Annotated in this window: 27 protein-coding genes and 4 pseudogenes; 30 read left to right on the forward strand and 1 reads right to left on the reverse strand. The window is 42.8% G+C overall.

Annotated elements, in window-relative coordinates; translation table 11 throughout:
- From VZ94_RS25905 to VZ94_RS10065, 30 genes and pseudogenes are all read left to right on the forward strand, one after another.
- Window positions 1-1,313 (forward strand): TonB-dependent receptor (locus VZ94_RS25905; protein WP_045779115.1); only part of this gene is annotated, 1,313 nt, incomplete at its 5' end.
- A gap of 31 nt (window positions 1,314-1,344) precedes the next feature.
- Window positions 1,345-1,827: a hypothetical protein gene (locus tag VZ94_RS09950; RefSeq protein WP_045779116.1), complete on the forward strand. Its 483-nt coding sequence runs from the start codon at window positions 1,345-1,347 to the stop codon at window positions 1,825-1,827.
- A gap of 244 nt (window positions 1,828-2,071) precedes the next feature.
- On the forward strand, window positions 2,072-3,469 hold the full coding sequence (creD, locus tag VZ94_RS09955) for a cell envelope integrity protein CreD (protein ID WP_045779117.1): 1,398 nt from the start codon (window positions 2,072-2,074) through the stop codon (window positions 3,467-3,469).
- A 426-nt stretch (window positions 3,470-3,895) separates the two neighbouring features.
- Window positions 3,896-5,580: pseudogene (gene gspE, locus VZ94_RS09960) on the forward strand (type II secretion system ATPase GspE).
- 1 nt (window position 5,581) lies between these two features.
- Window positions 5,582-6,798 (forward strand): annotated as a pseudogene (locus VZ94_RS09965) (type II secretion system F family protein).
- A 29-nt stretch (window positions 6,799-6,827) separates the two neighbouring features.
- Window positions 6,828-7,256, forward strand: a complete 429-nt coding sequence (gspG, locus tag VZ94_RS09970) for a type II secretion system major pseudopilin GspG (RefSeq protein WP_045779118.1) — start codon at window positions 6,828-6,830, stop codon at window positions 7,254-7,256.
- 14 nt (window positions 7,257-7,270) lie between these two features.
- Window positions 7,271-7,741, forward strand: coding sequence for a GspH/FimT family protein (locus tag VZ94_RS09975; RefSeq protein WP_045779119.1), 471 nt, complete (start codon window positions 7,271-7,273; stop codon window positions 7,739-7,741).
- The gene (locus tag VZ94_RS09980) at window positions 7,725-8,135 is read left to right on the forward strand and encodes a type IV pilus modification PilV family protein (RefSeq protein ID WP_052700409.1); all 411 of its coding nucleotides are present in this window, start codon (window positions 7,725-7,727) and stop codon (window positions 8,133-8,135) included. The genes VZ94_RS09975 and VZ94_RS09980 overlap by 17 nt, the downstream gene beginning before the upstream one ends.
- Complete coding sequence (locus tag VZ94_RS09985; RefSeq protein ID WP_052700410.1) at window positions 8,132-8,668, forward strand: PulJ/GspJ family protein; 537 nt, start codon at window positions 8,132-8,134, stop codon at window positions 8,666-8,668. Before VZ94_RS09980 ends, VZ94_RS09985 begins: the two co-directional genes overlap by 4 nt.
- 76 nt (window positions 8,669-8,744) lie before the next feature.
- Window positions 8,745-8,879: a hypothetical protein gene (locus VZ94_RS30590; protein ID WP_275575197.1), complete on the forward strand. Its 135-nt coding sequence runs from the start codon at window positions 8,745-8,747 to the stop codon at window positions 8,877-8,879.
- 2 nt (window positions 8,880-8,881) lie between these two features.
- Entirely contained in the window at window positions 8,882-9,922 is a 1,041-nt protein-coding gene (locus tag VZ94_RS09990) for a type II secretion system minor pseudopilin (protein WP_045779121.1), read from the forward strand.
- Complete coding sequence (locus tag VZ94_RS28695) at window positions 9,903-10,088, forward strand: hypothetical protein (protein WP_052700411.1); 186 nt, start codon at window positions 9,903-9,905, stop codon at window positions 10,086-10,088. Before VZ94_RS09990 ends, VZ94_RS28695 begins: the two co-directional genes overlap by 20 nt.
- Complete coding sequence (locus tag VZ94_RS09995; RefSeq protein ID WP_052700412.1) at window positions 10,082-11,014, forward strand: PilN domain-containing protein; 933 nt, start codon at window positions 10,082-10,084, stop codon at window positions 11,012-11,014. The genes VZ94_RS28695 and VZ94_RS09995 overlap by 7 nt, the downstream gene beginning before the upstream one ends.
- Before the next feature lie 29 nt (window positions 11,015-11,043).
- The gene (gene gspM / locus VZ94_RS10000) at window positions 11,044-11,649 is read left to right on the forward strand and encodes a type II secretion system protein GspM (protein WP_239649814.1); all 606 of its coding nucleotides are present in this window, start codon (window positions 11,044-11,046) and stop codon (window positions 11,647-11,649) included.
- A complete protein-coding gene (locus VZ94_RS25910; RefSeq protein ID WP_157844896.1) occupies window positions 11,646-11,807 on the forward strand; it encodes a hypothetical protein in 162 nt (53 codons plus the stop codon). The genes gspM and VZ94_RS25910 overlap by 4 nt, the downstream gene beginning before the upstream one ends.
- 34 nt (window positions 11,808-11,841) lie before the next feature.
- Entirely contained in the window at window positions 11,842-12,342 is a 501-nt protein-coding gene (locus VZ94_RS10005) for a hypothetical protein (RefSeq protein WP_045779122.1), read from the forward strand.
- Window positions 12,329-12,580 (forward strand): hypothetical protein, encoded by a 252-nt coding sequence (locus VZ94_RS28700; protein ID WP_239649815.1) that lies wholly within the window; start codon window positions 12,329-12,331, stop codon window positions 12,578-12,580. Before VZ94_RS10005 ends, VZ94_RS28700 begins: the two co-directional genes overlap by 14 nt.
- Window positions 12,507-13,757, forward strand: coding sequence for a secretin N-terminal domain-containing protein (locus VZ94_RS28705; RefSeq protein WP_239649816.1), 1,251 nt, complete (start codon window positions 12,507-12,509; stop codon window positions 13,755-13,757). Before VZ94_RS28700 ends, VZ94_RS28705 begins: the two co-directional genes overlap by 74 nt.
- Window positions 13,702-14,499 carry a type II secretion system protein GspD gene (locus VZ94_RS28710; protein WP_239649817.1) on the forward strand — a complete coding sequence of 266 codons (798 nt, stop codon included), beginning with the start codon at window positions 13,702-13,704 and terminating at the stop codon, window positions 14,497-14,499. Before VZ94_RS28705 ends, VZ94_RS28710 begins: the two co-directional genes overlap by 56 nt.
- 173 nt (window positions 14,500-14,672) lie before the next feature.
- Window positions 14,673-14,750 (forward strand): annotated as a pseudogene (locus tag VZ94_RS32725) (thiol reductase thioredoxin); the annotation flags it as partial.
- A gap of 15 nt (window positions 14,751-14,765) precedes the next feature.
- Complete coding sequence (locus VZ94_RS10015; RefSeq protein ID WP_052700414.1) at window positions 14,766-15,095, forward strand: thioredoxin family protein; 330 nt, start codon at window positions 14,766-14,768, stop codon at window positions 15,093-15,095.
- A 319-nt stretch (window positions 15,096-15,414) separates the two neighbouring features.
- A complete protein-coding gene (gene glyQ / locus VZ94_RS10020) occupies window positions 15,415-16,467 on the forward strand; it encodes a glycine--tRNA ligase subunit alpha (RefSeq protein ID WP_239649818.1) in 1,053 nt (350 codons plus the stop codon).
- A gap of 13 nt (window positions 16,468-16,480) precedes the next feature.
- On the forward strand, window positions 16,481-16,660 hold the full coding sequence (locus VZ94_RS32730) for an AAA family ATPase (protein WP_045779124.1): 180 nt from the start codon (window positions 16,481-16,483) through the stop codon (window positions 16,658-16,660).
- A 326-nt stretch (window positions 16,661-16,986) separates the two neighbouring features.
- Window positions 16,987-17,553, forward strand: a complete 567-nt coding sequence (locus VZ94_RS10035; protein WP_052700415.1) for an AAA family ATPase — start codon at window positions 16,987-16,989, stop codon at window positions 17,551-17,553.
- Window positions 17,543-18,112, forward strand: a complete 570-nt coding sequence (locus VZ94_RS10040) for a hypothetical protein (protein ID WP_045779126.1) — start codon at window positions 17,543-17,545, stop codon at window positions 18,110-18,112. Before VZ94_RS10035 ends, VZ94_RS10040 begins: the two co-directional genes overlap by 11 nt.
- Window positions 18,113-18,132: 20 nt before the next feature.
- The gene (locus VZ94_RS24380) at window positions 18,133-19,173 is read left to right on the forward strand and encodes an AAA family ATPase (RefSeq protein ID WP_082081533.1); all 1,041 of its coding nucleotides are present in this window, start codon (window positions 18,133-18,135) and stop codon (window positions 19,171-19,173) included.
- Complete coding sequence (locus tag VZ94_RS10050) at window positions 19,173-19,745, forward strand: hypothetical protein (RefSeq protein ID WP_045779127.1); 573 nt, start codon at window positions 19,173-19,175, stop codon at window positions 19,743-19,745. Before VZ94_RS24380 ends, VZ94_RS10050 begins: the two co-directional genes overlap by 1 nt.
- Window positions 19,742-21,804: pseudogene (glyS, locus tag VZ94_RS10055) on the forward strand (glycine--tRNA ligase subunit beta); the annotation flags it as partial. The gene VZ94_RS10050 and the pseudogene glyS, both read left to right, overlap by 4 nt.
- A gap of 218 nt (window positions 21,805-22,022) precedes the next feature.
- Window positions 22,023-22,736, forward strand: a complete 714-nt coding sequence (locus VZ94_RS10060; RefSeq protein ID WP_045779128.1) for a lysophospholipid acyltransferase family protein — start codon at window positions 22,023-22,025, stop codon at window positions 22,734-22,736.
- A gap of 35 nt (window positions 22,737-22,771) precedes the next feature.
- Window positions 22,772-23,206, forward strand: coding sequence for a hypothetical protein (locus VZ94_RS10065; protein WP_045779129.1), 435 nt, complete (start codon window positions 22,772-22,774; stop codon window positions 23,204-23,206).
- Between the two features lie 67 nt (window positions 23,207-23,273).
- On the opposite strand, the gene VZ94_RS10070 is transcribed toward VZ94_RS10065, so the two are convergent.
- On the reverse strand, window positions 23,274-24,111 hold an 838-nt coding region (locus VZ94_RS10070; RefSeq protein ID WP_045779130.1), incomplete at its 5' end, for a helix-hairpin-helix domain-containing protein.

The following is a 24,111-nucleotide window of genomic DNA, read 5'->3' on the forward strand; positions in this document are numbered from 1 at the left end:
ATATCAGCGATTCGCTCAATTTACAATTTGAATATCGCTATGAAACACGAGACAACGGCGACTTATCGATACCTTTTTTTTTTCCGGAAAATTTTTCGTCTTTTTATCAAGAGCATACCGACATTACATCATATCGCTTAGGCGGGCGTTATGCGTTTAACACTGCCTCATCTTTATTAGGCTCGTTTATTTATCAAAGTGTAGATAGCACAGAAAATGACTTGTTATTTGGCGATATTGAAAGAGCATCAAGTCAAGCAAGAGACGGCAGCATCTCGGAGTTACAACACATTTATCAGGGCGAAACTATTAACATAGTCACAGGCGCTGGCTATATCGATGAATCGATTACGAGAAACGACAAGTTATCACTTTTAGGCTTAACTTTTGACAATCCGCCACCTGATAGACCTGATGCTACGCGTGCCAACTTTTATCTTTATTCAACTCTGCAACAAGCTAGCCATTTAGCTATAACATTAGGTTTAAGCTACGACTATTGGCAGGTAAATCACGAAAAAAATGAAGATGAAGGCAACGGGGTTCAACTAATCCCAGGAGACCTTGTAAGACAACCCGTTAACCCGAAATTCGGCATAGTTTGGAAACCATTACCTAACGCGACTATACGCGCAGCTGCTTTCCGTACTCTCAATATCACTCGTACTGCAAATCAAACGCTTGAACCAACACAAGTCGCTGGGTTTAATCAATTCTTTGATGATGATAATGGCACGATAGCTTGGCGCTATGGCGCTGGTTTCGACTATCGATTTAACAAAAATATCGCTGGCGGCATTGAATACAGTGAACGCGAGCTAGATGTACCACGCGGCATATCAACGCCCCTAGCTTGGCAAGAGCATGTCGGCAAAGCCTATCTGTATCTCACACCTAATGACGTAATAGCTCTAAGTGCCGAATATTTCTACGAGCAATTCAATCGCCAAGATTACCAATCATTTACTAACGGCAAAATCAATTATGGCGTAACAACTCATTGGCTACCAATCACCTTACATGTACTGCATCCATCCGGTTTTGGGTTAATGCTAAGACAAACCTATGTTAAACAATTCGGTAAATTTGTACTCGGAGGCGGTTTAGCACCGGGAGATAGTGAGTTTTATTTAGTTGATTTAAACCTGAATTATCGCTTACCACGTCGCTATGGTATGTTGAGTTTTGGCGTAAAAAACTTATTTAATAGTCATTTTTTATATCAAGACATCAACTCCAGCCTCAGCAATACCAATGAAAACTATTTTGCCCCAGAAACTACCTTGTTTACTCAAATAAAACTGGCTATTTAATCGCTAACAACAAAAGAAGGAAGGAGGAACTATGAACATCACGACATTAACCAACTGCATCTCATCTAAGCACCATATTATTATCGAGCTTGTCTTAGTGTTAGTAATCGGTTTTTTATTAATCAACTCGCCTAAACCAACGATTACTTTGCCTGCGAGCGCATTAACAGAAAAAAATGATTTAGTCGATATGCGTGTGCTTGCCGATGGCCGCCTTGTCGTTAACCACCCACAAGCTAATGAAACAAGCGTTATAAGCGATGATACCCCAATCAATCAAACGGCGTTAAAGCAGCTATATAATGTAGCGATTGCTGTTACTGAAGATAGTATTGAATCAACAAAAACAGCTGAGACTAGCTTATTAGACGCGATTATTCCGGCAGCAAATGCGACTAAGCATAATCTACCCGGTCATATTTACGTCAATTTAACGCTTAGAAGCCAAAACGATGTTGTATGCAAACGCTATGACAAAACCCTGAATATGAAATACGTTGGCGCATGTATTTAAATGGGACGACTATAGATTTGTCTGAAACCGGAGCGTTGCCTGTGCAGACCTTGCACGGCAACCTCTGTTCAGCGTTTCTACGGTTATAACGCATAGCATTTTTACCTTGCACGTTAATCGATGAAAACCTCTACCCTCTCTGCACAAATCCTCCACATTTCATAACAACATTTCCAAATCTTCACCACGGCATTTGCATAACAGCTTAGTAAAGTAGCTACTCTACTTACTTAGGAGATTTGTTATGAAATACCGATTTTACCTTAAGCTCATCGCCATTCTGGCGCTGATATTCGCCTTATTAGTCGCCAAGTCTTTTATCTCTGGCTTGGTCTCCGAACGCCAATATTTTAGGCAGCAAGCGTATAACGCGATTGAACAAAGCTGGCCGGGTGAGCAAACTGTAGCAGCGCCGTTGTTAGTATTACCTTACAAGCTTATTTACAACCGCGTAGAAACCATCACCGACACCAGCAGCCAAAAAGTGGTGTCCGTCGTCAAAGAAGTCGTTGATTACGAAAAATTAATCATTAGCCCTAGCCAGTTAACGATTAATACTGAAGTTAAACATGATATTCGCTACCGAGGCATTTATGGCATTCCGGTTTATAGCAGTCATATTCGCTTAAATGGCGAATTCAACAGCCAAGCCATATTGGATGAAAGCCAAAAATACAAAGACAAAACGATTCAATGGGGTACGCCTATCCTAACGCTCGCCGTGCAAGATCAACGCGGGATAAATTCACCCGGTGAACTAAAATGGCAAGACCAAACTCTACCGTTTCAACCTTCAGCCGGGCTTAAAGATTTAGAACAAGGGATGCATGTTAAATTGCCTATGCCGAGTACCGCTGAAGCTACAAAGCTGGTATTTAGTTTCGAACTCGACTTATTTGGCATGAAAGCATTGAAATTCGCACCGTTAGCGCAAAATGCTGAGATTAAAGCCTCGGCCGATTGGCCGCATCCTAGCTTTATTGGCACAATACTACCGGTCAGCCATGATATTCAAGCACAAGGATTTCAAGCAACTTGGCGTTCATCATCGTTTTCTTTTAATACTGAAACGATCATAGCAGACTGTGAAACCAGCAGTTGCGCTAACCTGCTAAGCGCGTCAGTCGGTTTTGAACTAGTCCAACCGGTTGATATTTATCAGCAAGCCGAGCGATGTGTGAAATATGCTGAATTATTTATCGTATTAACATTCACTGCGCTAATCTTATTTGAATTATTAAAAAAGCTACGCATACACCCTGTGCAATACACGTTAGTCGGCATGGCTTTATTAATGTTTTACCTCTTGCTCATCGCCTGGTCTGAACAAGTTGCGTTCAAGTATGCGTATGGTATTGGCGCTAGCGCGTGTACCTTGCTATTAACTTGCTATTTTGGCGCGATTTTAAAAAGCGTGAAACTCGGCTTGTTATTAGGCGTTAGTTTGGCGGTGTTATACGCCGTGTTGTATGTGATTTTACAATCCGAAAATAATGCATTGTTAATGGGTAGCCTGCTCACATTTGCCTTATTATCGGTATTAATGCTAACGACTCGACATTTCGACTGGTATGCTCTGACCCGTCAAAACGAAGCTATCGACGACTTCGACGACGATGTTAAATCAGAGCGTTCCTGCTAAACTCAGACTCTACACAAGTTACTAACCTTTTATTTTCAATAGATTATAAAACGTGTGTAGAGCACTTTGTTTTGGCTATGCACTTTAGACGGGACAATGCCGTGTCCCGCCTTACTTTTGATCGTTCCCACGCTCTGGCGTGGGAATGCCGCCTTGGCCGCTCCAGCGGCCCTTCACCACGCAACGCTGGAGCGTCGCGAGCTGCATTCCCACGCCAGAGCGGGAACGATTCGGGTAGATTCCGGGTCGTCCAAGGCGTAACAGACCACATCTCTGTACCGCTTTACGTTGGTAATCCCAATTTTTAATGAGCGCTGATAAGGATAGCATGCTGCAACCGTTTTAATCGCTTTTTTATGATAGAATCCAACAACAAACAGGTAACCCACCCAACCGAACTTACGACACTCGCAGATAACACTGATAATGGCCTACGAATTACTGCTTAAGACCTTGCAAGACAAGGGTAAACTCTCAGCTTCGGAATTAAAAAAAAAGTCGAACGGGTAAAAAAAAGGCTCAATGGGCGAAAATTTACCGCATTTACTCGTTAAATTAGGTCTGTGCTCGGAAAGTGATGTTGCCGATGCTTTTGTCGAATCAGGCCACTATGAAAGAATCACCTCAGATCAATATCCGCTAGAACCGCAACTGCCACAATCCATCTCACTACGCTTTTTAAAACAATTCCATATCATCGGGTTAGCCCAGCACGATAACGAAATTAGCGTCACGATGATGGATCCTGAAGACCAATTTGTCTTAGACGCGTTAAAACTAGCGACCGGCAAAACCATTATTGCTAAAGTCGGTCTGCTCTCTGAAATCGATACCGCCCTAGAAGTACAATACGGCGAAGGTCGTTCGCAAATGGATCAAATCGTCGATAATTTGTCGATGGACGATGCCGGTGAGGAAGACTTAGAGCATTTAAAAGACTTAGCTAGCGAAGCACCAGTCATTAAGATGGTTAACCTCATTATGCAGCGTGCGATAGAGACAAAAGCATCAGATATTCATATCGAGCCATTTGAACAATCCTTAAAGGTACGTCTACGCATAGACGGCGTATTACAGGAAATCGACGCGCCGCCTGTTAAATCAACAGCTGCGGTTATTTCGCGGATAAAAATCATGGCCAAGCTTAATATCGCCGAACGTCGTCTACCGCAAGATGGCCGGATTAAAGTGCAGATGTTAGGCAAAGAATTGGATTTGCGGGTGTCAACCATTCCCACAATGTACGGCGAAAGCGTGGTTATTCGTTTATTAGATAAAGAAAATACCGTATTAGACTTTGCAGCCCTAGCTTTGCCGGTATGCATTTACAACGCTTTTTAGACATATTGGCCTTACCGCATGGCATTATCCTTATTACAGGCCCTACCGGTAGCGGTAAATCAACGACCATGTACGCGGCATTAAAACGCTTAAACACGTCTTCACGCAAAATTCTCACCGTCGAAGACCCGGTCGAATATCAAATGGAAGGTATTAATCAGATTCAAGCTAAACCCCAAATCGGTTTAACCTTTTCTGCCGCTTTACGCTCCATTGTTAGGCAAGACCCTGATGTCATTATGATTGGTGAGATGCGTGACTTAGAAACCGCCAGAATCGCCGTGCAATCTGCACTCACTGGACATTTAGTGTTATCGACCTTGCATACTAACGATGCTGCCGGTGGCGTGACACGGCTATTAGACATGGGTTTAGAAGAGTATTTATTAACGTCCACCGTTAATGGCATTTTAGCGCAACGCTTAGTTAGAAAGTTATGCGGAGTTTGTAAACAAAGCCAACCGGCCAGCGAGCAATTAATTAATGAACTAAGATTACGACGCTTTGTCCCTGACGGCGACATTGTGTTACAGCAAGCGCAAGGCTGCCCAGCCTGTAATAACACCGGGTATCGTGGTCGTATGGCGATTATCGAGTTTTTACCAATGACCGACCCTATCCGTAAACTCATTATGGCGCATGAAGAAGCCGGCGCGATTGAAAAATTAGCCATCGCCGAAGGGATGCAAACCTTGTTTGAAAATGGTTTAACCAAGGTCATAGAAGGCTCAACTACCTTAGAAGAAGTCATGCGAGTCACCTCAGAATAATATGGCGTTATATTCCTACAAAGCGGTTAACACAGCAGGCGAAACTGAAGAAGGCGTAAGAGAAGCTGGCGATGAAACCCAGCTTATCAAAGCCTTACAAAGCGAAGGTTATATCCCTATCAAAGTGACGAGTGCACGTGCGAAGTCATTGTTTAGCTTATCGAGTAATAACCAAAACCGATTAACGCAAAAAGAAATTGGCTTATTTACCTCAGAACTCGCCACGTTATTAGACTCCGGGTTACCTCTGGATAAATCGTTATTAGTGTTAATGGAGTTAACCGAAGACAACGAGCGCTTAACGAAATTAATCGCTAAAGTGTTAGAAAAAAGTCAAAAGCGGCTCATCCCTCGCCGATGCGTTGGAATTACAAGCAGGCGTGTTTACTAAATTTTATTTAAACATGATACGCGCCGGTGAAGCCGGTGGTGGTTTAGGTGAAGTGCTATCACGCTTATCTGAATATTTAGAAAGTTCGCAAGAATTAAAAGATACCGTCAGTACCGCACTGATTTATCCTTCGATTTTGCTAGGCATGTCGCTGGTATCCGTATTTATCATGCTGACGTTTGTCGTACCGCAATTCTCGGAAATGTTTGCCAGCGCCGGTAAAGCTTTGCCGGTATCAACGCAAATCGTGGTTGCAGCAGCCGAATGGTTACAAAGCTACTGGTGGGTATTGCTATTATTCATTGTCGGTATTTCTAGCTATATGAAATACCAGCTTGCCGACCCAATCCGGAAAAAAATCTGGGACGGGCGTTTTTTTAAAACTGCCTTTATTCGGTCAAATTTTGTTGAATAAAGAAACGGCCAATATTAGCCGAACCTTGGGTACGCTATTGGGTAATGGCGTGTCTATCATTTCGGCGTTAGTCATTGTGCGCGAAACAGTCGATAATCTTGTCGTTGCCGCTGCAATTGCCGATACTGAAGAGCAATTAAAGCAAGGTCGACACATGTCGGACGTGCTATTGGAGAAGGGTTTATTTCCGAAAATGGCGATGCAAATGATAAAAATGGGCGAAGAAACCGGACGTCTGGAAGAGATGTTACTTAGAGTGGCAACCATTTATGATAAACAACTTAGAGTAGCTATTTCGCGAATGCTAGCGTTATTAGAACCGGCGTTAATTATTACCTTGGGTTTAGTCATCGCAGGTATTATCGTATCCATCTTGTTGGCGATTTTAAGCGTTAACGATTTAGCCTTTTAGTTAATCTTTACAAAACTATGGAAACAACAATGAAATTCATTAAAAAACAAACACAAGCAGGTTTTACCTTACTCGAATTATTAGTGGTCTTAGGCATTATTGCAATGTTAGCCGGTATCGTCGGCCCACAAGTCATGAAACACATGGGCGAATCAAAAACCAAAGCGGCCAAAGTGCAAATTGAAGACTTAGCAGCAACACTAGACATGTATAAACTTGATGTTGGTCATTATCCCAGCACTGAAGAAGGCCTAAACGCCTTGGTAGAAGCCCCAGATAGCGCAAAACGTTGGAACGGCCCTTATTTACAAAAAACCAAAGTGCCTTTAGACCCTTGGCAACAAGAATACCATTATGTATCACCCGGAGAGCACGGCAAATTTGACTTATTTTCGCTAGGCGCTGACGGCAAAGAAGGCGGCGAAGGCGAAGATCAAGACTTAGTTAGCTGGGAATAAGCTGAAAGCGTCTTATGATGACACGGGCTAAACAACAAGGCTTTACGCTAATTGAATTATTAGTCGTCTTAGTCATTATCATCATAGGATTTTCAGCTATTAGCATTAGCATTTCCTCTGGCAATGATACTGCTGAATTGAAAGCAGCCGCGCGCGATATTATCTCCGCCTTTCGTTACGCGCGCGGGCAAGCGTTAATGGCACATCAACAAATAACCGTCGATTTCGATTTAGAAGAAAACACCTATACATTAAGCAATCGCGAACGCGTCTATAACATACCTGATGACATTAGCTTAACCATAGTCACAGCACAGAGTGAATTAACCGGACAAAACCAAGGCAGTATTCGCTTTTACGGGGATGGCTCGTCTACCGGCGGTCGAGTCACCCTGACAAGAAATAATACCAAGCAGCAAATAGACATCAATTGGCTAACAGGCGGCGTTGAACTCAATGATAATTTCGATGCAGACGAACAGTAAACAACAAGGATTTTCTTTATTGGAAATCCTAATCGCCTTCGCGATTTTAGCCATATCATTAACGATTTTATTAAAGATTTTTTCTGCCGGTACCAATACGGCTATCGTTGCCGAAGAATATACCACTGCGGTACAAATTGCCGAGTCTCTGATGACGCAAGTCGGTGTTGCCACGCGCATACAACCCGGTGAAACCTCAGGAGATGAAAACGAACGCTACCATTGGCGAATTTTGATTACTCCGTATTTACCTGACCCTAATTTAGTCGATATAAAACAGCTCAAGCTATTAATGTATCAAGTCGTAGTCACAGTGAGCTGGAGTGACGGCGGCGACGGCGAGCGACAATTAGAATTATCAACGTTAAAACTTGGTACAGAAGAATCGGCATGACATCCCCGCGATTAACTTGCCGACCTGCAAATGGTTTTACCTTAATGGAAGTGTTAATTGCCATGACACTGTTAAGCGTCATGGTGTTATTGTTATTTAGCACCTTACGCACGTCGGCAGAAAGTTGGGATAAAGGGGAATCTAAAATCGCCGAAGTCAATGAAGTCGCTGTCGTTTATAACTTTTTTCAGCAGCATTTAGCGTCAGCTAAGCCTATATGGGATGACTTTACCGAACCCGGAAAAAGAACCTTTGGTTTTCAAGGCCGCAGTCAAGCCTTACAATTTATTGGCGAATTTCCAGCCAGTGCCGAACGCGGTGGCTTACAATTATTTACGATTGAATTGAAAGCCGACCCCGATGCCATCGAACAAACACCTAGCTTAATAGAAGTCACCGTCACACCATTTTTTCCAAGCCGCGATAATGAAACCTTATCGAAAGAACAAGTCACACTCATCAAACATGTTGCCCACTTTGAACTGAGTTATTTTTGGCGCCGATCAAGAAGGCGATTTAAGCTGGCAAACTGAATGGTTAGATAAAGACACGCAACCGCAGTTAATCAAAATCAGCCTCGCCAAAGAAAACGGCCTATACTGGCCTGACATGGTGATAGCGCTAAAAATTGCCGCAAACAACAATGGCACCGCATTGAGCGAAGAAAACAGCGATGAAGACAGCAGTGAAGATGATAGTGACGCAGGTGGCCTAGAAGAAGACCCCTCAGAGGAGGAGCAATAATAATGCAGCCTCACGTGATTACGCTAACCCGGCTCAGCACACAGCAACAAGGTTTTGCCTTAGTGCTAGCGCTTTGGGTATTGAGTTTATTAACCATCATGGCCGGTAGCTTTGCTCTTAATATCAAGCGCGAATCGGCAGTGATTGCCAGTGTTAAAAACAGCGCCGAAGCTCATTCCTTAGCTGAAACAGGTCTCACTATCGCCAGCCTCATGCTGTTAAATCCCGATGAAAAAAAAACGTTGGCGCGCGACGGCAGTGTTTATCAAATTACCGATGCGTCTTTACTGAATAAAGACGATGCAGAAGTCAGGATTCGCATGATTTCTGAAAACGGTAAAATCGACATTAATAAAGCTGAGCAAAAACTACTCGCGGCATTGCTAGCACATTCACCGATACAAGACGAACACGAACAAACTAAAATTGTCAGCGCCATTATGGATTGGCGTGATGAAGATGATTTACTCAATATCGATGGCGCTGAAGCCGACGAATACAAAGATGCCGGTTTAAAATATAAGCCTAGAAATAAACCCTTTCAAACTTTAGGTGAATTACAACTAGTTTTAGGCATGACGCCTGAATTATACCAATGGCTAACACCGTTAATTACAGTTTACTCTGGCCAAGCGAATGTTAATGCCGGGCTGGCCACTAAAGAAGTCTTACGGGTATTGCCCGACATCGATGAAGACATGCTAGACACTTATTTTAAAGAACGTACAGACAATATTAACCAAGGCTTACCGCCACCACCGCTGCCTTTTAATGGGGGAACTCAAACCAATAACAGCCAAACAAACTCGGCTGCGGGTAATCAAACCCTAACGATTATTGCCGAAGCACAGTTAGATGACGGCTCTACTGCAATGATTCATGCCGTTATTGCCACAGGTCCCGAAGCTAATAGCGGTCAATTATATCGGGTCTTAGAATGGCAACGTAATGCGATTAATGAAGACTCTTTATTTGCCGAAACCTTAGGCGCAAGCGCCATCAGCGATTTATTAATTCCTGAATATGATGAACCTAAACACTAATCTTGATATGGATTTTAAGACGTTCTTGCGCTGGTGGCGTAGAGAACTGTGCTTATTAGTGCCTAAACCTATCAAACGTTTAATCAGCGATAACCAAGGCGTTATTGTTATTCATTCGACACCAGCGGGGCTAGCGATTCGCTATTTTAGCATGATGTTTTGCTGAATACCGAAGAAGAGGGTCACTATGAAGGCGAACTCATTGCAAACGTAGAGCGACGCGAGGCCAGTATAGAACAGGCCAAGCAACAACTAGCCAACGACCCTCGCCTTGGTAAAGCCCCCATTATATTACGCTTATCGGAGCGCGAAGCCATTAGCAAAGCGCTAAACTTACCCATAGCGGCTAAAGAAAATTTAACCCAAGTAGTCGCCTATGAATTAGACCGCTATACACCGTTTACACCCGAACAAGTCTATTTTGCCGTCATCCAAGATAACAATAGCCAACACGACCAAGAGCAACTTAAAGCGTTACTGATATTAACGCCGCGAGAAGTGTTAGATGGCTTATATGAAGACTGTAAAGCGCTGGGGCTAGCGCCACAAATCGCCGATTATCAAAATACGCCCAACCACTTACATACGCTTGAAGACGGCTATAATTTACTACCCGACTGGTTACAACAAAAAAGCTCAAAAACACCCAAGCTTATTCATGCGTCATTGATTGCTAGCATAATTGTTTTAAGCTTAACCGCATTGATTTTACCTGTTTGGTTGCAATATCAGACTGTTACCGCACTCGGCGATAAAATCAAATTAATCGAAAAGGATGCAAAAAAAATCAAAGCCTTAGAATCTGAAATTGATGCAGTGGTTAATGAAAGCCAAAAACTCATAGACGAGAAAAATGCCTCCCCTAAAGTCGTTGAGATGCTCAATACATTAAGCGCTGTTATTAAAGACGACACCTGGTTATCGTATTTGCAATACTCCGATAAACATCTACAAATTCAAGGCGAATCGCCCTCGGCATCAACGCTTATCGGTGTATTAGAAGAAACCGAGATGTTCTCCAAAGCACGTTTTGTCTCACCCGTAACGCAAAATAAACGTCACCAAATTAGAACGCTTCCAAATCACCGTTGATACGACAGCACAAGCAGGAACAGAAGACCATGCCAGCACTGAAAACTAAGCTCGCCTTACCGACGATGCCACCACAGCGCTGGATAGCGCTAGGCTTGTTTTTGCTGGTCGTTGCTATCATTGCGTTACTTATCATCGTACCGGTAATTTCTAAAAGCATGGCGTTAGCAGAAACCAAAGATTCGCTGTTATTTAAGCTGCAACAATATGAACGCATCTTAGCTAAAAAAGACACGGTATTAGCTGAAATTGATAGCATTAAACAGCAACACGAGGAACAAGGCTATTTTAATAGTCAAGAGACTGATGCCTTAGCATCGGCAGAAATGCAAAACTTCATAAAAAAAACCATTGTTGATGCTGGTGGCGAATTAAGCAGTACCCAAGCCTTACCGGTTAATAGCAAAGACGATTTTAACCGCATTACAGTTCGGGTTCGTATGACCGGTAACAGCGAAGAGCTGCGCTCGATACTCTATAAAATCGAAACCTCGACACCGCTTATTATCATTGATCAAATCGATATTCGCCCGATGCGCGGCAAACGCAATCCTAATACCCATAAAATCGAGCCTAGTAACGACTTAAACGTCAATTTTCAAGCCATTAGCTTTATGAGAAAACCCAGCGAATGAAGACAAAAGCCATTATCGCGCTAGGCGCTGTATGCGCTTTGCTGTTATTAATCATTATCGGAGAGCTAGTGTATGCGAGGTTTGCCGAGCAAGCATTACTCAATAACCACGCTGTTACCGATAAAAAAACCACTTCCAGCGAAATACCTAAGCCTTGATTTAACCAAACAAAGCGAAGACAGTTTCGACGACATGGTGACACGACCACTATTCGTAGAAGGACGCAAGCCGGTACCTGAAACAGCAGCCACGCAAACCCAAGCTAGCACCGTTAATGCTAAATTCGACTGGCAATTAGATGGCGTATTTACCGCAAACAAACAACTGGTTGCGCTTGTGGCCAGAACCACAACTAAAGTCCCTAAAGATAACTTTCGTAAGCTCAAGGTTGGCGATGACTTAGATGGTTGGAAAATCACTGAGCTTACTAAAGAAAAAATGAAATTAACCCAAGAAGGTATCGAAAAAATCTTGGACTTACGCAAACCTAAACCGAAGCAACTCGCGCAGAAAAAAGCTAATTTGCCAAGAGCAAATAGACCACGTCAGCCAGGCGAGGAAGCCCTGCAAGAAGGTAGACCTGACGGAGCAGAACCACCTGATGCCCCTATTCCAACACCTGAAATTGAACAGGAATTTGACCCAGAATCAGCAGACGAATCTTTTGAGAACAATGATAATGAACAATTTTAAATATTTAACTTCAGCGTCATGCATTATTACAATGGGTTTGGCGTTATCCAGTTGCCACTACATGGGACCCAAACGCGCTGAGCTAGAACCGCTAAATCCGCCGACCAATCCGCGCGCCGAAGCCAAAACTGAGCAGTTTTATAAAGATTTACAAAAAAAGCCAAATGCCAGCGAAACGCTTAAACAAAAAGTCGAATTGTATCCGGGTAACGAGCGTTTTTGTTCCGACTGCGCCTAGTCACAAGCAAACTAGTAATGAAAAAGGCACTTATAACCTAAATTTCGATGACGCTGACTTAGGCGAAGTTGCCAAAGCCGTGCTAAGCGATATTTTAGGCTTAAACTATGTGCTAAGCCCTAAAGTCGCTGGTAAAGTCACGCTTAACACCACACAACCACTCACTAAAGATGAGTTATTGCCTACATTAGAAATGGTGTTACGCATGAATAACGCCGCACTGGTTAAAGACGGTAAAATTTACCATATCGAACCGGCCGCTGACGCGTTATATACCTCAGAAATCTCCACCGGCAGCAGTGCGCCAGGCTATCAAACCCGCGTCATTCCGATTAAAAACGTCTCAGTAACCGACTTGGTTGAGCTGATTAAACCCTTAGTGCAAGAAAAAACGATTTTGCAAGTCGATGGTACGCGTAACATTTTAATCGCCTCGGGTACCCCCGACGAAATGGCTAGGGTCATGGATATGGTTAGCACCTTCGACATAGATGTCTTAAAAGGCCGGTCATTTGGTTTATTTCCCCTCACCCACACCGAACCCGAAACGATTATTAAAGAGTTAGAAGAAGTATTTAGCAGTAAAGGCGGTAAAGACGATGAAAATGAATTTTTTCGGTTTATACCGATAGAGCGTATGAATGCGATTATGGCTATCACTCATCAAACCCGTTATTTGCACGACATAGAAAATTGGATAGCCCGCCTAGATAAAGCCAATACGGGCGGCGGTGGTGTTAACGTCTACAAAGTGCAACATGCCGACGCCGAAGAACTAGCCGATACACTAAACGAAATCTTTACCGGTGCAGCACCTAGCGATAAATCCGCCAAAGTCGCAGCCGGAAAAAAAGCCTCAGAAATCAGTAACAAACCGGCAGGCGATAGCAATAGCAGCAGTGACACTAAATCTTCATCCTCTAGCAGCTCATCGTCATTAAGCAGTAAACGCAGCAGCCGTAGCCGCTCAAGCAGCAGCCGTAGTAGCGGCGGTACAGCCACAGTCGCTAATATCGAAGATGTGAAAATTATCTCTGACAAAGCCAATAATGCGTTAATCATTGTCGCCACGCCTAGAGAATATGACATTATTCTGCCGGTAATTAAACAACTCGATATTTTTGCCGCTGCAAGTATTAATCGAAGCCAAGATTGTCTCAGTAGACTTAAAAGATGATTTGCAATATGGCATACAGTGGTATTTGGACCATAAAGACTCTAGCGCTAGCAGTAATCTCAGCGCGGCTGAATTAAAGAATGTTGTCAGCAAGGGTGCTGCTGCTTTTGCAACCGGCGGCTTAAGCGCTATTTATAACTCAGGTATTGTCAATGCCTTGCTTACTTCCGAAGCTGCGAAAAACAATCTAAATGTTATTTCATCACCGTCACTGATGGTATTAAATAATCAAGAAGCCACTATCGAAGTAGGTGATCAAATTCCCATTTTGTCGAGTAGTTTAACGGGTGTGACGTCTTCATCGACTAATAATCTAGTCGCCAGCAACTCGATACAATATAAAGATACTGGAGTTAAGCTGGAAGTTACTCCCAGAGTGAATGCCAACGGTATGGTAATTTTATTGATTAACCAATCAGTTAGCTCGCCAGTAAAAACGACGATAAGCGGTATTGATTCAGCCACGATTGCCAAAAAAGAAATCGAAAGCTCGGTTGCCGTGCAAGACGGCGAAACCATCGTATTAGGCGGTTTAATAACCGAAAGTCGCACCTATAACCAATCGGGTATACCTTGGCTACACAGCATGCCTTGGATAGGGCCGTTATTTGGTCAAACGCAAAACGACGATGATAGAACTGAGCTTGTTGTGATGATTACGCCTAGAGTGGTTAAAAACAAACTAGACTCCAGACAAATCTCGACTGAATTCAAGCGCAAACTTACCGGTATTTATCATTAATTCCATAAGTTAAGCTTTGCCATTTGTGGTTATGCGGTCACGTTTTGGTTTTTAGCACCATCGACAAAGCATCCGAAAAACGTGACCGCGCAAAAATATAACATAGACACTCGCGCCAACCTGTGAACTTCGTTAAACTTATTTCCGTTCACTTGTGACCTCATCGCCTTTTTATGCATATTGTTTGCCCTCGCTGCCTTGATATTAACCGTATAAGCCATAGTCAACTCTCACAACGGCCTAAATGTTCAGCCTGCCATCAGGCCATGTTTACTGGCCACCCATTCAAACTCAGTTCACGCAATTTCGATCTCATCTTAGCGCATACCGATATTCCCATTGCCGTTATGTTTTGGAAAATAGACTGCCCTACGTGCAAAACGATGGAAACTGCATACCAACAAGCCGCTTCTCACTTAGAGCCGTGGGTGCGCGTCACTCGCGTCAACATGAATCAAGAACGCGCGATACCTGGCCTGTATAAAGTCGATGACGCACCGACATTGTTAGTCTTTAAGAATGAGCAAGAAGTCGGACGCGTATCAGGGCTTTTAACGACTAATGAAATTATGCGCTGGGTGAGTCAGTATGTTTAATTCGCCGGATTGCAGCAATACAGTATCTAGCCGCGTACATATATACTCTGAACGGTAAAGTTTTCGGTATCTTGTGTTGCTGTAGGGTGCGCTGCGCGCACCTTTTTCATTGATTTTTAATGATGTTTTAAAGGTGCGCACAGCGCACCCTACCTATATCAAAACCGAAAACTTGACCGCTTGAAGTATAGCTCAGCATTAAAACTTGAGATGCTTTAAAACGGCATCCTTGCTGCCAGTGCGAGCTAACCTGCTGCATTTTGGCGATTAGACACGACCACTTGCTTTAGCTAACTCTAGGTGAGCAAGAGAAACGAGTGTGCGTAAAATAAAAGCCCATTATTTCATGATGTTAGATTTTGATAATGCTCTGAATTGCTGCCGGGCAAAAACTGCCACGCCAACCGGTTTAAACTACGTTATAATTTTCGATTCACTTTTTACCGATATAACAACTGCCGTGTCTACTAACACTTACTACGACTTATCGACCTTCCAAGGACTTATTCTTGCCTTACAAGCTTATTGGTCAGAACAAGGCTGTATTTTATTACAACCCTTAGATCAAGAAGTGGGTGCAGGCACGTTTCACCCCGCCACTTTTTTACGCGCCATAGGGCCAGAACCGTGGAGCGTGGCCTATGTACAACCGTCGCGTCGCCCTACCGATGGTCGTTATGGCGAAAATCCCAACCGGCTACAACACTATTATCAATACCAAGTCTTATTAAAACCATCGCCTGACAACATTCAAGACTTATATTTAGGTTCGCTTGAGCGGCTAGGTTTTGATTTATTAGAGCACGATATACGTTTTGTTGAAGATAATTGGGAATCGCCAACCCTAGGCGCGTGGGGCTTAGGCTGGGAAGTGTGGTTAAACGGCATGGAAGTCACCCAATTTACTTATTTCCAACAAGTCGGCGGTTTAGAATGCCGACCCGTTTCGGGCGAAATCACTTACGGCTTAGAGCGTTTAGCGATGTATTTACAAGGCGTTAAAAGTGTGTTTGATTTAGTGTGGACGCGAACTCCACACGGCGTGGTCACTTATGGCGATGTTTTCCATCAAAACGAAGTCGAAATGTCCGCGTTTAACTTTGAGCACGCTAACGTAGCGTTTTTATTCCAATGTTTTGATACTTACGAACAAGAATGCCAAAAACTGATTGAGCTAGGTCTGCCCTTACCGGCTTATGAAATGGTGTTAAAAGCCTCGCATACGTTTAACTTACTCGATGCTCGTCATGCCATTTCCGTCACCGAACGCCAGCGTTATATTTTACGAGTACGCACCTTATCGCGCGCAGTCGCAGAAGCATATTATGCACGGCGCGAGGCATTAGGTTTCCCGATGTGCCAAAGCAGCTAAAGGCTATCTTGTTATGCTAAAAAGACTGTACATCCATAATTACAAGTGCTTGGTTAATTTTGAGATTCATTTTGACCAGGATGTTAGCTTGTTTTTGGGAGGGAATGGGTCGGGGAAATCTACGGTTTTTGAAGTGTTGAAAAAAATCATTGATATGGTGCTAGAGGAAAAAAAAAATTGCCACCGTATTTAACCATTCAGACAAAACCCGCTGGCTTCAACGAGAACCCGTACATTCTAAAATTGAAACCGATGTCCTGATAAACGGTGAGCTGTATCAATACGCAGTGACGTTTAATTTAGGTATTTATTCAAATGACGACGCAAAAATCGTAGCAGAAACGTTGTCTTTAAATAACCAAATATTGTTGGATGTAAAAGAAGAAGTGCTACGAGATCATAGCCGTCCATTTTTATTCCGTTCAGGCGTAGCCACTGACATTGTTACTGGTCTCAAATTAAGCCCATTTTTGGCATACTTGCAAACAATTTTTTATTGTACGGATTAATCCGTACAGCATGAGCGCAGTCATTGAAAAATCAACCCCTACTATCGAAAGTGACTTTTCTAATTTTGCCAATTGGTTCGCCCATTTAAACGAAAAATACCGCAAGCAAGTCTCTGTGCTTGAAAAAAATCTTGTGGATATTTTGCCTGGGTTTGACTACTTCAGAATTGAGCTAGCCGGACGCGGAAAAATACTCGTAGTAGATTTTAAAAACATACCAAATGGTTATGATTTTAATGAACTATCAGAAGGGCAAAAGGCCTTAATTGCACTCTATGCTTTAGTTTACTGTACTCCTGAGAACTCATTAATTTGCATTGATGAACCGGAAAATTTCTTAGCGTTACCCGAAATTCAACCCTGGCTTAATGAATTGCGCGACAAATGCATAGAAAGAAATCTACAGGTTTTACTCATTTCTCATCATCCAAGCCTGATTAATTTCTTAGCGCCAGGTTCTGGTTATTGGTTTTCGAGAAAAGATAACCACACCCGCTACGAAAAAATCACAGAACAAGACGAGGGTGGCTTATCGCTTGCCCAGCTCATTGAGATAGGCTGGATTTATGGCGATTAATCTTAAGGGTTATCGAATAACTGTGTTATGCGAAGATGTGGCTCAATTTGATTTTCTAAGATGTTATGCAAAAGCCTTAGGCGCAGAAAATAAAAGAATCATTAAGTTATCTGCTCATAACAACGCTAGCGTTTTAAAACACTACCCCACCGCCGTTAAGGATTACCGACGTTTTGCGAGTGAAAACATCATACTGTTAGTCATGATTGACGCTGATGAAAAAACTATCCAAGAAAGGCTAAGGGAATTTGACGAAAAATTAGATAGTGAAAAAGCCAGATTAAATCAGCCTACGCGATTGGATAACGAAAAAATTTTGCTGTTTGTGCCTATACGCAATATTGAATCTTGGTTTTATTACATTGAAACACAAGCTGAGCATATTGAAACGAGAGCCGACAGCTCTGGCAAACTGATTAGCTATAAAAATCAGTATCTAAATCAGGACATCAGCAAATTAGTCAATCGCTTAAAACATGATATTTGCCTAAATGGTTTACCGGACAACGCCCCGTCTTCATTACATCATGCTTGTAATGAATTGAAACGATTGGCTTAACCATTTATACCAAAACACTTATGACTCACTTCTTTAACACCGTTCGCATTACTAATTTTAAATCGCTTAAAGATGTCACGTTAAATGACTGTAAGCGTATTAATTTGCTGATTGGTAAGCCTAATGTGGGTAAGTCGAATATTTTGGAGGCAATTGGGTTATATGGGCTGGGCTATAGTAGATTTAATAAAAACAAAAAGCTTAACCAATATGTTCGATTTGAGAATAGTCCTGAGCTTTTTTTTGAAGGTGATATACAAAATTACATCACTTTAAGCATTAATAATGACATTGATGAACCTAACTTACGCATTCAATATTTAGACTCAAATCTGGAAAATTTAAGTGATTCATTAAAGCTTTTCGATAAGTCTCTAAAAATAAGCATTTTTACAGATTCAACCCAAAGCTTCTTCTATGTTGATAACGGGCTAAACATTGTTGAAGAAGCAGGCTTTAGTGGACTTTCTAATGTCAAGTTTTATAAATTTCAGTCCAATCTAACGCTAGAAAAACAAAATCTTTCATATCTTATTCCGCCCTTTGGAGTAAATTTACTCGGCGTTATTCAAGCCAATAAAGAACTAAGAAAAGATTTATCAGATATTTTCTTAAGCTATGGTCTCAAGTTAGTTTTTGACATTGTTAATCAATCACTAAAACTCATGAAGCAGAAAAGTGAAGACGAAATTTTTCTAATTCCTTACAGCTCTATGGCCGACACTTTGCAAAGAGTTGTATTTTACAAAGCCGCCATTGCCTCAAACCAGAACTCAATCTTACTTTTCGAAGAACCCGAAGCGCATTGCTTTCCGCCTTATATCAGGCAAATTACCCAAGACATCATTGATTCAGAGACTAACCAGTTCTTCGTCGCGACGCATAGCCCTTATGTGTTAAATGATTTTTTAGAGTACCAGCGAGATGATGTCGCTCTTTACATGGCTGATTTTAAGAATGGTGAGACGGTAGTCTATCGTTTGACGGATGATGAACTCGATGAAGTTTACAATTACGGCATCGATGTTTTCTTTAATTATGAAAGATTTACGTCGATATAATGTCAGAAAGCTTTAAGGACAATCGAGAAAGAGACAATTATATTCTTCCAGAAGGGAATGTTGATGCTCTTCTTATGGAAATATTGATACCTCCTAAAAAACGCTATAACCAACAAGGAGGAGCACCAGCTGTCACAACAAAAATGAAGGGACAACTAGCGGATTGTTTTGCAGTGGGGATTTTAGATAAAGATCAAAGGAAAGTGCACTATAAAAATGAATTTGATGTTTTGGTAGAAAAACACGGAGTAACTTTGTATAGGCATAAAATCGCTTCGAAACATCATTATTTTATTTGCCATCCAAAATTTGAAAAATGGATTCTTGCAGAAGCTAAACAACTCGGCCTTTCTTTAGAACATTACAATCTTCCGCAAGAGTTCAATGAACTTAAAAAAATTACCCAGCCTGAAAGTTGTAAAAATGACCCAAGGCTTAAAAAATTGTTTAAAGATTTAAAAAACAAAGAAGCTAATGGCATAACAACGTTACTTAAATGGACAGACTATTTAATTAGCAATACTTATAAAGCTGACAAAACAACATTAATAAATATAGGCAACGCCCCGTGACAAACACTCAACATTTACTATTTGAACTCGGCTCCGAAGAGCTACCACCTAAAACCTTAGTAAAACTTAGCCAAGCGTTGTTAGATGGCATTTTGACGGGCTTAAAAAAACGCGGATTTAGGTTTTAGCAGCGGACAAGCTTATGCTACACCTCGCCGTTTAGCGGTGTTAATTGAAAACTTAGCCACAGCGCAACCGGATAAAAACATTGAAAAACGCGGCCCAGCTATTCAAGCGGCGTTTGCATCCGATGGTTCACCTAGCAAAGCTGCGCTAGGTTTTGCGCAAAGCTGTGACACAACTTTCGAGCAATTGCAGCGCTTAAAAACCGACAAAGGTGAATGGCTAAGCTTTACCCAAGCCGTCAAAGGCCAAGCCACTGAGCAATTAATTCCCGACATTATTCGACAAGCCATTGCCACACTACCGATTGCCAAGCGGATGCGCTGGGGTAGTTTTGCCACCGAATTCGTCAGGCCTGTGCATTGGGCGGTATTGTTGTTTGGCGAACAAGTGATTAACACCGAAATTTTAGGCTTAACCACTAACAACACCTCGCAGGGTCATCGCTTTCATGGCCCTGCCCCGATTACGCTTAAACACCCCCATGATTACGCGGCGGCGTTATTTGAGCAAGGTAAGGTCATCGCCGATATTGAGCAACGCAAGACTATTATTCGCGCTAAAGCTGAGCAAGCGGCGATGGCTGTTGGCGGTATTGCCCATATTGAAGATGACTTATTAGAGGAAATCGCCGCGCTTAACGAGTGGCCCGTGCCGATTACCGGTAATTTCGACCCGCGTTTTTTAGCGCTGCCCAAAGAAGTGCTCATCACGACGATGCAAACCAACCAAAAATACTTCCCGGTGGAGCAGGCTGACGGAGGCTTATTGCCGCATTTTATTACCTTTAGCAATATCGAAAGCAAAAACCCGGAATCGATTCGCCAAGGTAATGAGCGGGTAGTCACGCCTAGATTATCTGACGCCGAGTTTTTCTGGAATCAAGATTTAAAGCAGCCTTTAGCAGCCCGCATTGAAACCCTAAAAACCATTGTGTTCCAAGAAAAGCTAGGTACGGTTTATGATAAAAGCGTACGCGTTAGCCAGTTAGCCACACATATTGCTGAACGCTTAGGCGCCGATGCAGAGTTAGCTAAGCACGCTGCGATGTTGGCTAAAACGGACTTATTAACCAACATGGTTGGAGAATTCGGCAATTTACAAGGCATTATGGGACGCTATTACGCGTTAGCCGAAGGCTTGCCGTCTGAGCTGGCTTGGGCCTTGGAAGAGCAATATTTTCCTAAACAAGCCGGTAGCGAAACAGCACCTAGTTTAATGGGGCAAATTTTAGCGATTGCAGAAAAAATCGATACATTAACCGGTATTTTCAGCGCGGGTTTAATCCCTACTGGCGACAAAGACCCATACGCATTACGCCGGGCTGCGTTAGGCACACTGCGCACGATGATTGAAAATCAATTAGTGTTAAATATCCCTGAGCTTTGCCAATTTGCCTTAACGCAATATAGCCACGCCTTTGATAAAGAAGCCACACAAACACAAGTGGTCGAATTTATTTTTGACCGCCTAAAAAGCTATTGCTTAGACAAAGGTTATAGCGTCGATGAATTTGAGTCCGTGATGAGCTTATCAGCCCACGAGCCGCTGGATTTCATGCAACGTTTACAGGCCGTTAAAGCGTTCCGCCAACGCCCTGAAGCCGAAAGCCTAGCGGCTGCCAATAAACGCATACGCAATATTTTAAAAAAATCAGAAACCGCCCCAGCAACAGAGATTGGCCTATTAAGCCAAGCAGAGGAGCTGGCATTATTAGCCGCCGCACGGCAAGCGGCTAGCGATATTCAACCTTTGCTGGCTGAGCGCGATTATCAAGCCACGTTAAACCGGCTAGCCGCATTACGCAGCGAAGTCGATGCTTTTTTTTGATAACGTCATGGTCATGACCGATGATATAAGCTTACGTGCTAACCGGTTAGCACTGCTTAGCTTTTTGTCAGACTTATTTTTAACCTGTGCCGATATTGCTAAATTAGGCTACACACTTAAGATGGGACAGGGCGTTTTAGAGAGCAGGTGTCGGCAGCAGGGATGCTGCCGCCAAGCCTACAGGGACGTATTTACGGCGTCCTGCGGTCTGAATGACCTGTCCCGTCTTAAGTTGGTAGCCCTAAATTACAAGCCTAACCCTTAGTCTTTATCAGTAAACAACCTGCTTTTATACAGGTTGTTTTAAGTTTTTTCATAACCATCATGACACTTTTAGTTTATTTACGCTCGGCAGTGTTTTTGTTCTGCGCCATCATCACTACGATAACGGTAACGCCTTGGGTGGTTATCCTAGGATTTTTACCCTTTGCTACGCGTTACCAAATTGCCAACATTTGGGTTAAGCTGGTGCTATGGGAGGTCGAAATGATTTGCGGTTTACGCTATGAAATCGAAGGCTTAGAGCATATTAAAAACATTCCTACCGCAATAGTCTTGTGTAAGCACCAGTCAGCCTGGGAAACGATTGCGCTGAGAAAAATTTTACCTATGCAGTCGAACTTATTAAAAAAATCGTTGTTAAAAATACCGTTTTGGGGCTGGGCCATGGCTAGTCTTAAACCCATCGCGATTAATCGCAACAATCAACGCGCCGCGCTAGCACAATTATTGAAGCAAGGCCAAGAACGTTTGGCAGAAGGTTTCTGGGTCATTGTGTTTCCTGAAGGTACCCGCACAGCACCCGGTGAAACGAAAAAATTTAATGCCGGCGGTGCGTTATTAGCAGAAAAAACCGGTTATCCTGTCATTCCAATGGCTCATAATGCCGGGCGTTTCTGGGCGCGTTATAGCTTTCTAAAATACCCAGGCGTTATCAAAGTCAAAATAGGCCCTGCTATTCCAACCGCAGGTCGTAAAGCAAAAGAAATTAACCAAGAAGCAGAAACCTGGATTAACCAGGCCATGCAAGATTTATAAAAAGTACTTTATACCCACCATACGGAAATCCATCTATGAATATAAAACTTCTTATCGTGTTGACTGCTGTAGGACTTGTCACAGCATGCGCCGATAAAAACAATTTTGAACAAGCCGTGTTAGAGCATATTAAACACGAACAACAATTACAAAAAGAACAACACTTAAAAGACTACCCGATTGACCCAGAAGACATGGCTAAATGCGTAGTCAAGTTAAGCTCAGACAATATGCCTGGTTTTTTCCCATTTGACCCAGCACGTATGACGGCTTACCGCAACTATGCCAAAATGCTTAATGTCGCTAAATCAGGTGACCCGAAAAAAACCATAGAAGAATTACGCAACGACTTTGGTTCTGGCAAGGCGCTAGCAGAAGCCAACTCAAACATTTCAGAAAGCACCATGGATTGTTTAACGCAATTAACTGAAAGAATTGACGGTGATGTGAAAATGAAAGAGCCCGAGTAAGTCTGCGCTAACCACCAAACAGCAATGCAATACACTGGATTGCTGTTTGGTGCTTGTTTATCTCTGTTTACTTTTTCAACGCTTTGGCAAAAGCATTTGCCATCGCACCCGTCTTAACCGGTTCGTTACTGGGTTTAGGTTTAGCCACAGGTACTGTATTTTTATTAGGCTTAGCCTGCTTAAATTCTACCTCGGACGGGTCTACCACCGTCTTCATAGACAACGCAATACGTTTACGCTCAGCATCAACTGACAATACCGTCACGGTAACCACCTGCCCTGTTTTAACAGCGTTTCTAGGGTCTTTAATAAACGTATCGGCTAAATGCGAAATATGCACCAGTCCATCTTGATGCACTCCTATATCGACAAAAGCGCCAAAGTTCGCCACATTCGTAACGACTCCGCTTAAGCGCATTCCTGGTTTAACATCGTTAATGGTCTCAACACCGGCGGTAAACTCAACGCTTTTAAACTCAGGTCTTGGGTCGCGACCAGGCTTTTCCAACTCTTGTAAAATGTCATTAACCGTCGGTAAACCAAACTGTGCGCTGACATATTTACTTGGGTCTAAGCGGCGTAAAAACTGACTTTGACCAATAATATCGCGTATGGATTTGCCGGTATCGACTAGAATCGCTTCAACCACAGGATACGCTTCAGGATGCACGGCAGATGCATCAAGCGGATTATCGCCATGACTAATGCGTAAAAATCCAGCGGCTTGCTCATAGGCTTTGTCACCTAAGCGTGGCACTTTTTTTAACGCTTGACGATTTTTAAACGAACCGTTTTCATTACGGTAAGCCACGATATTTTCGCTAACGCTAGCGGTTAAGCCAGAAACTCGTTTTAATAAGGCCACAGACGCTGTGTTAACATCGACGCCTACCGCATTGACGCAA

This window comes from Methylocucumis oryzae, from assembly GCF_000963695.1.
GTDB classification, from domain to species: Bacteria; Pseudomonadota; Gammaproteobacteria; order Methylococcales; family Methylomonadaceae; genus Methylovulum; species Methylovulum oryzae.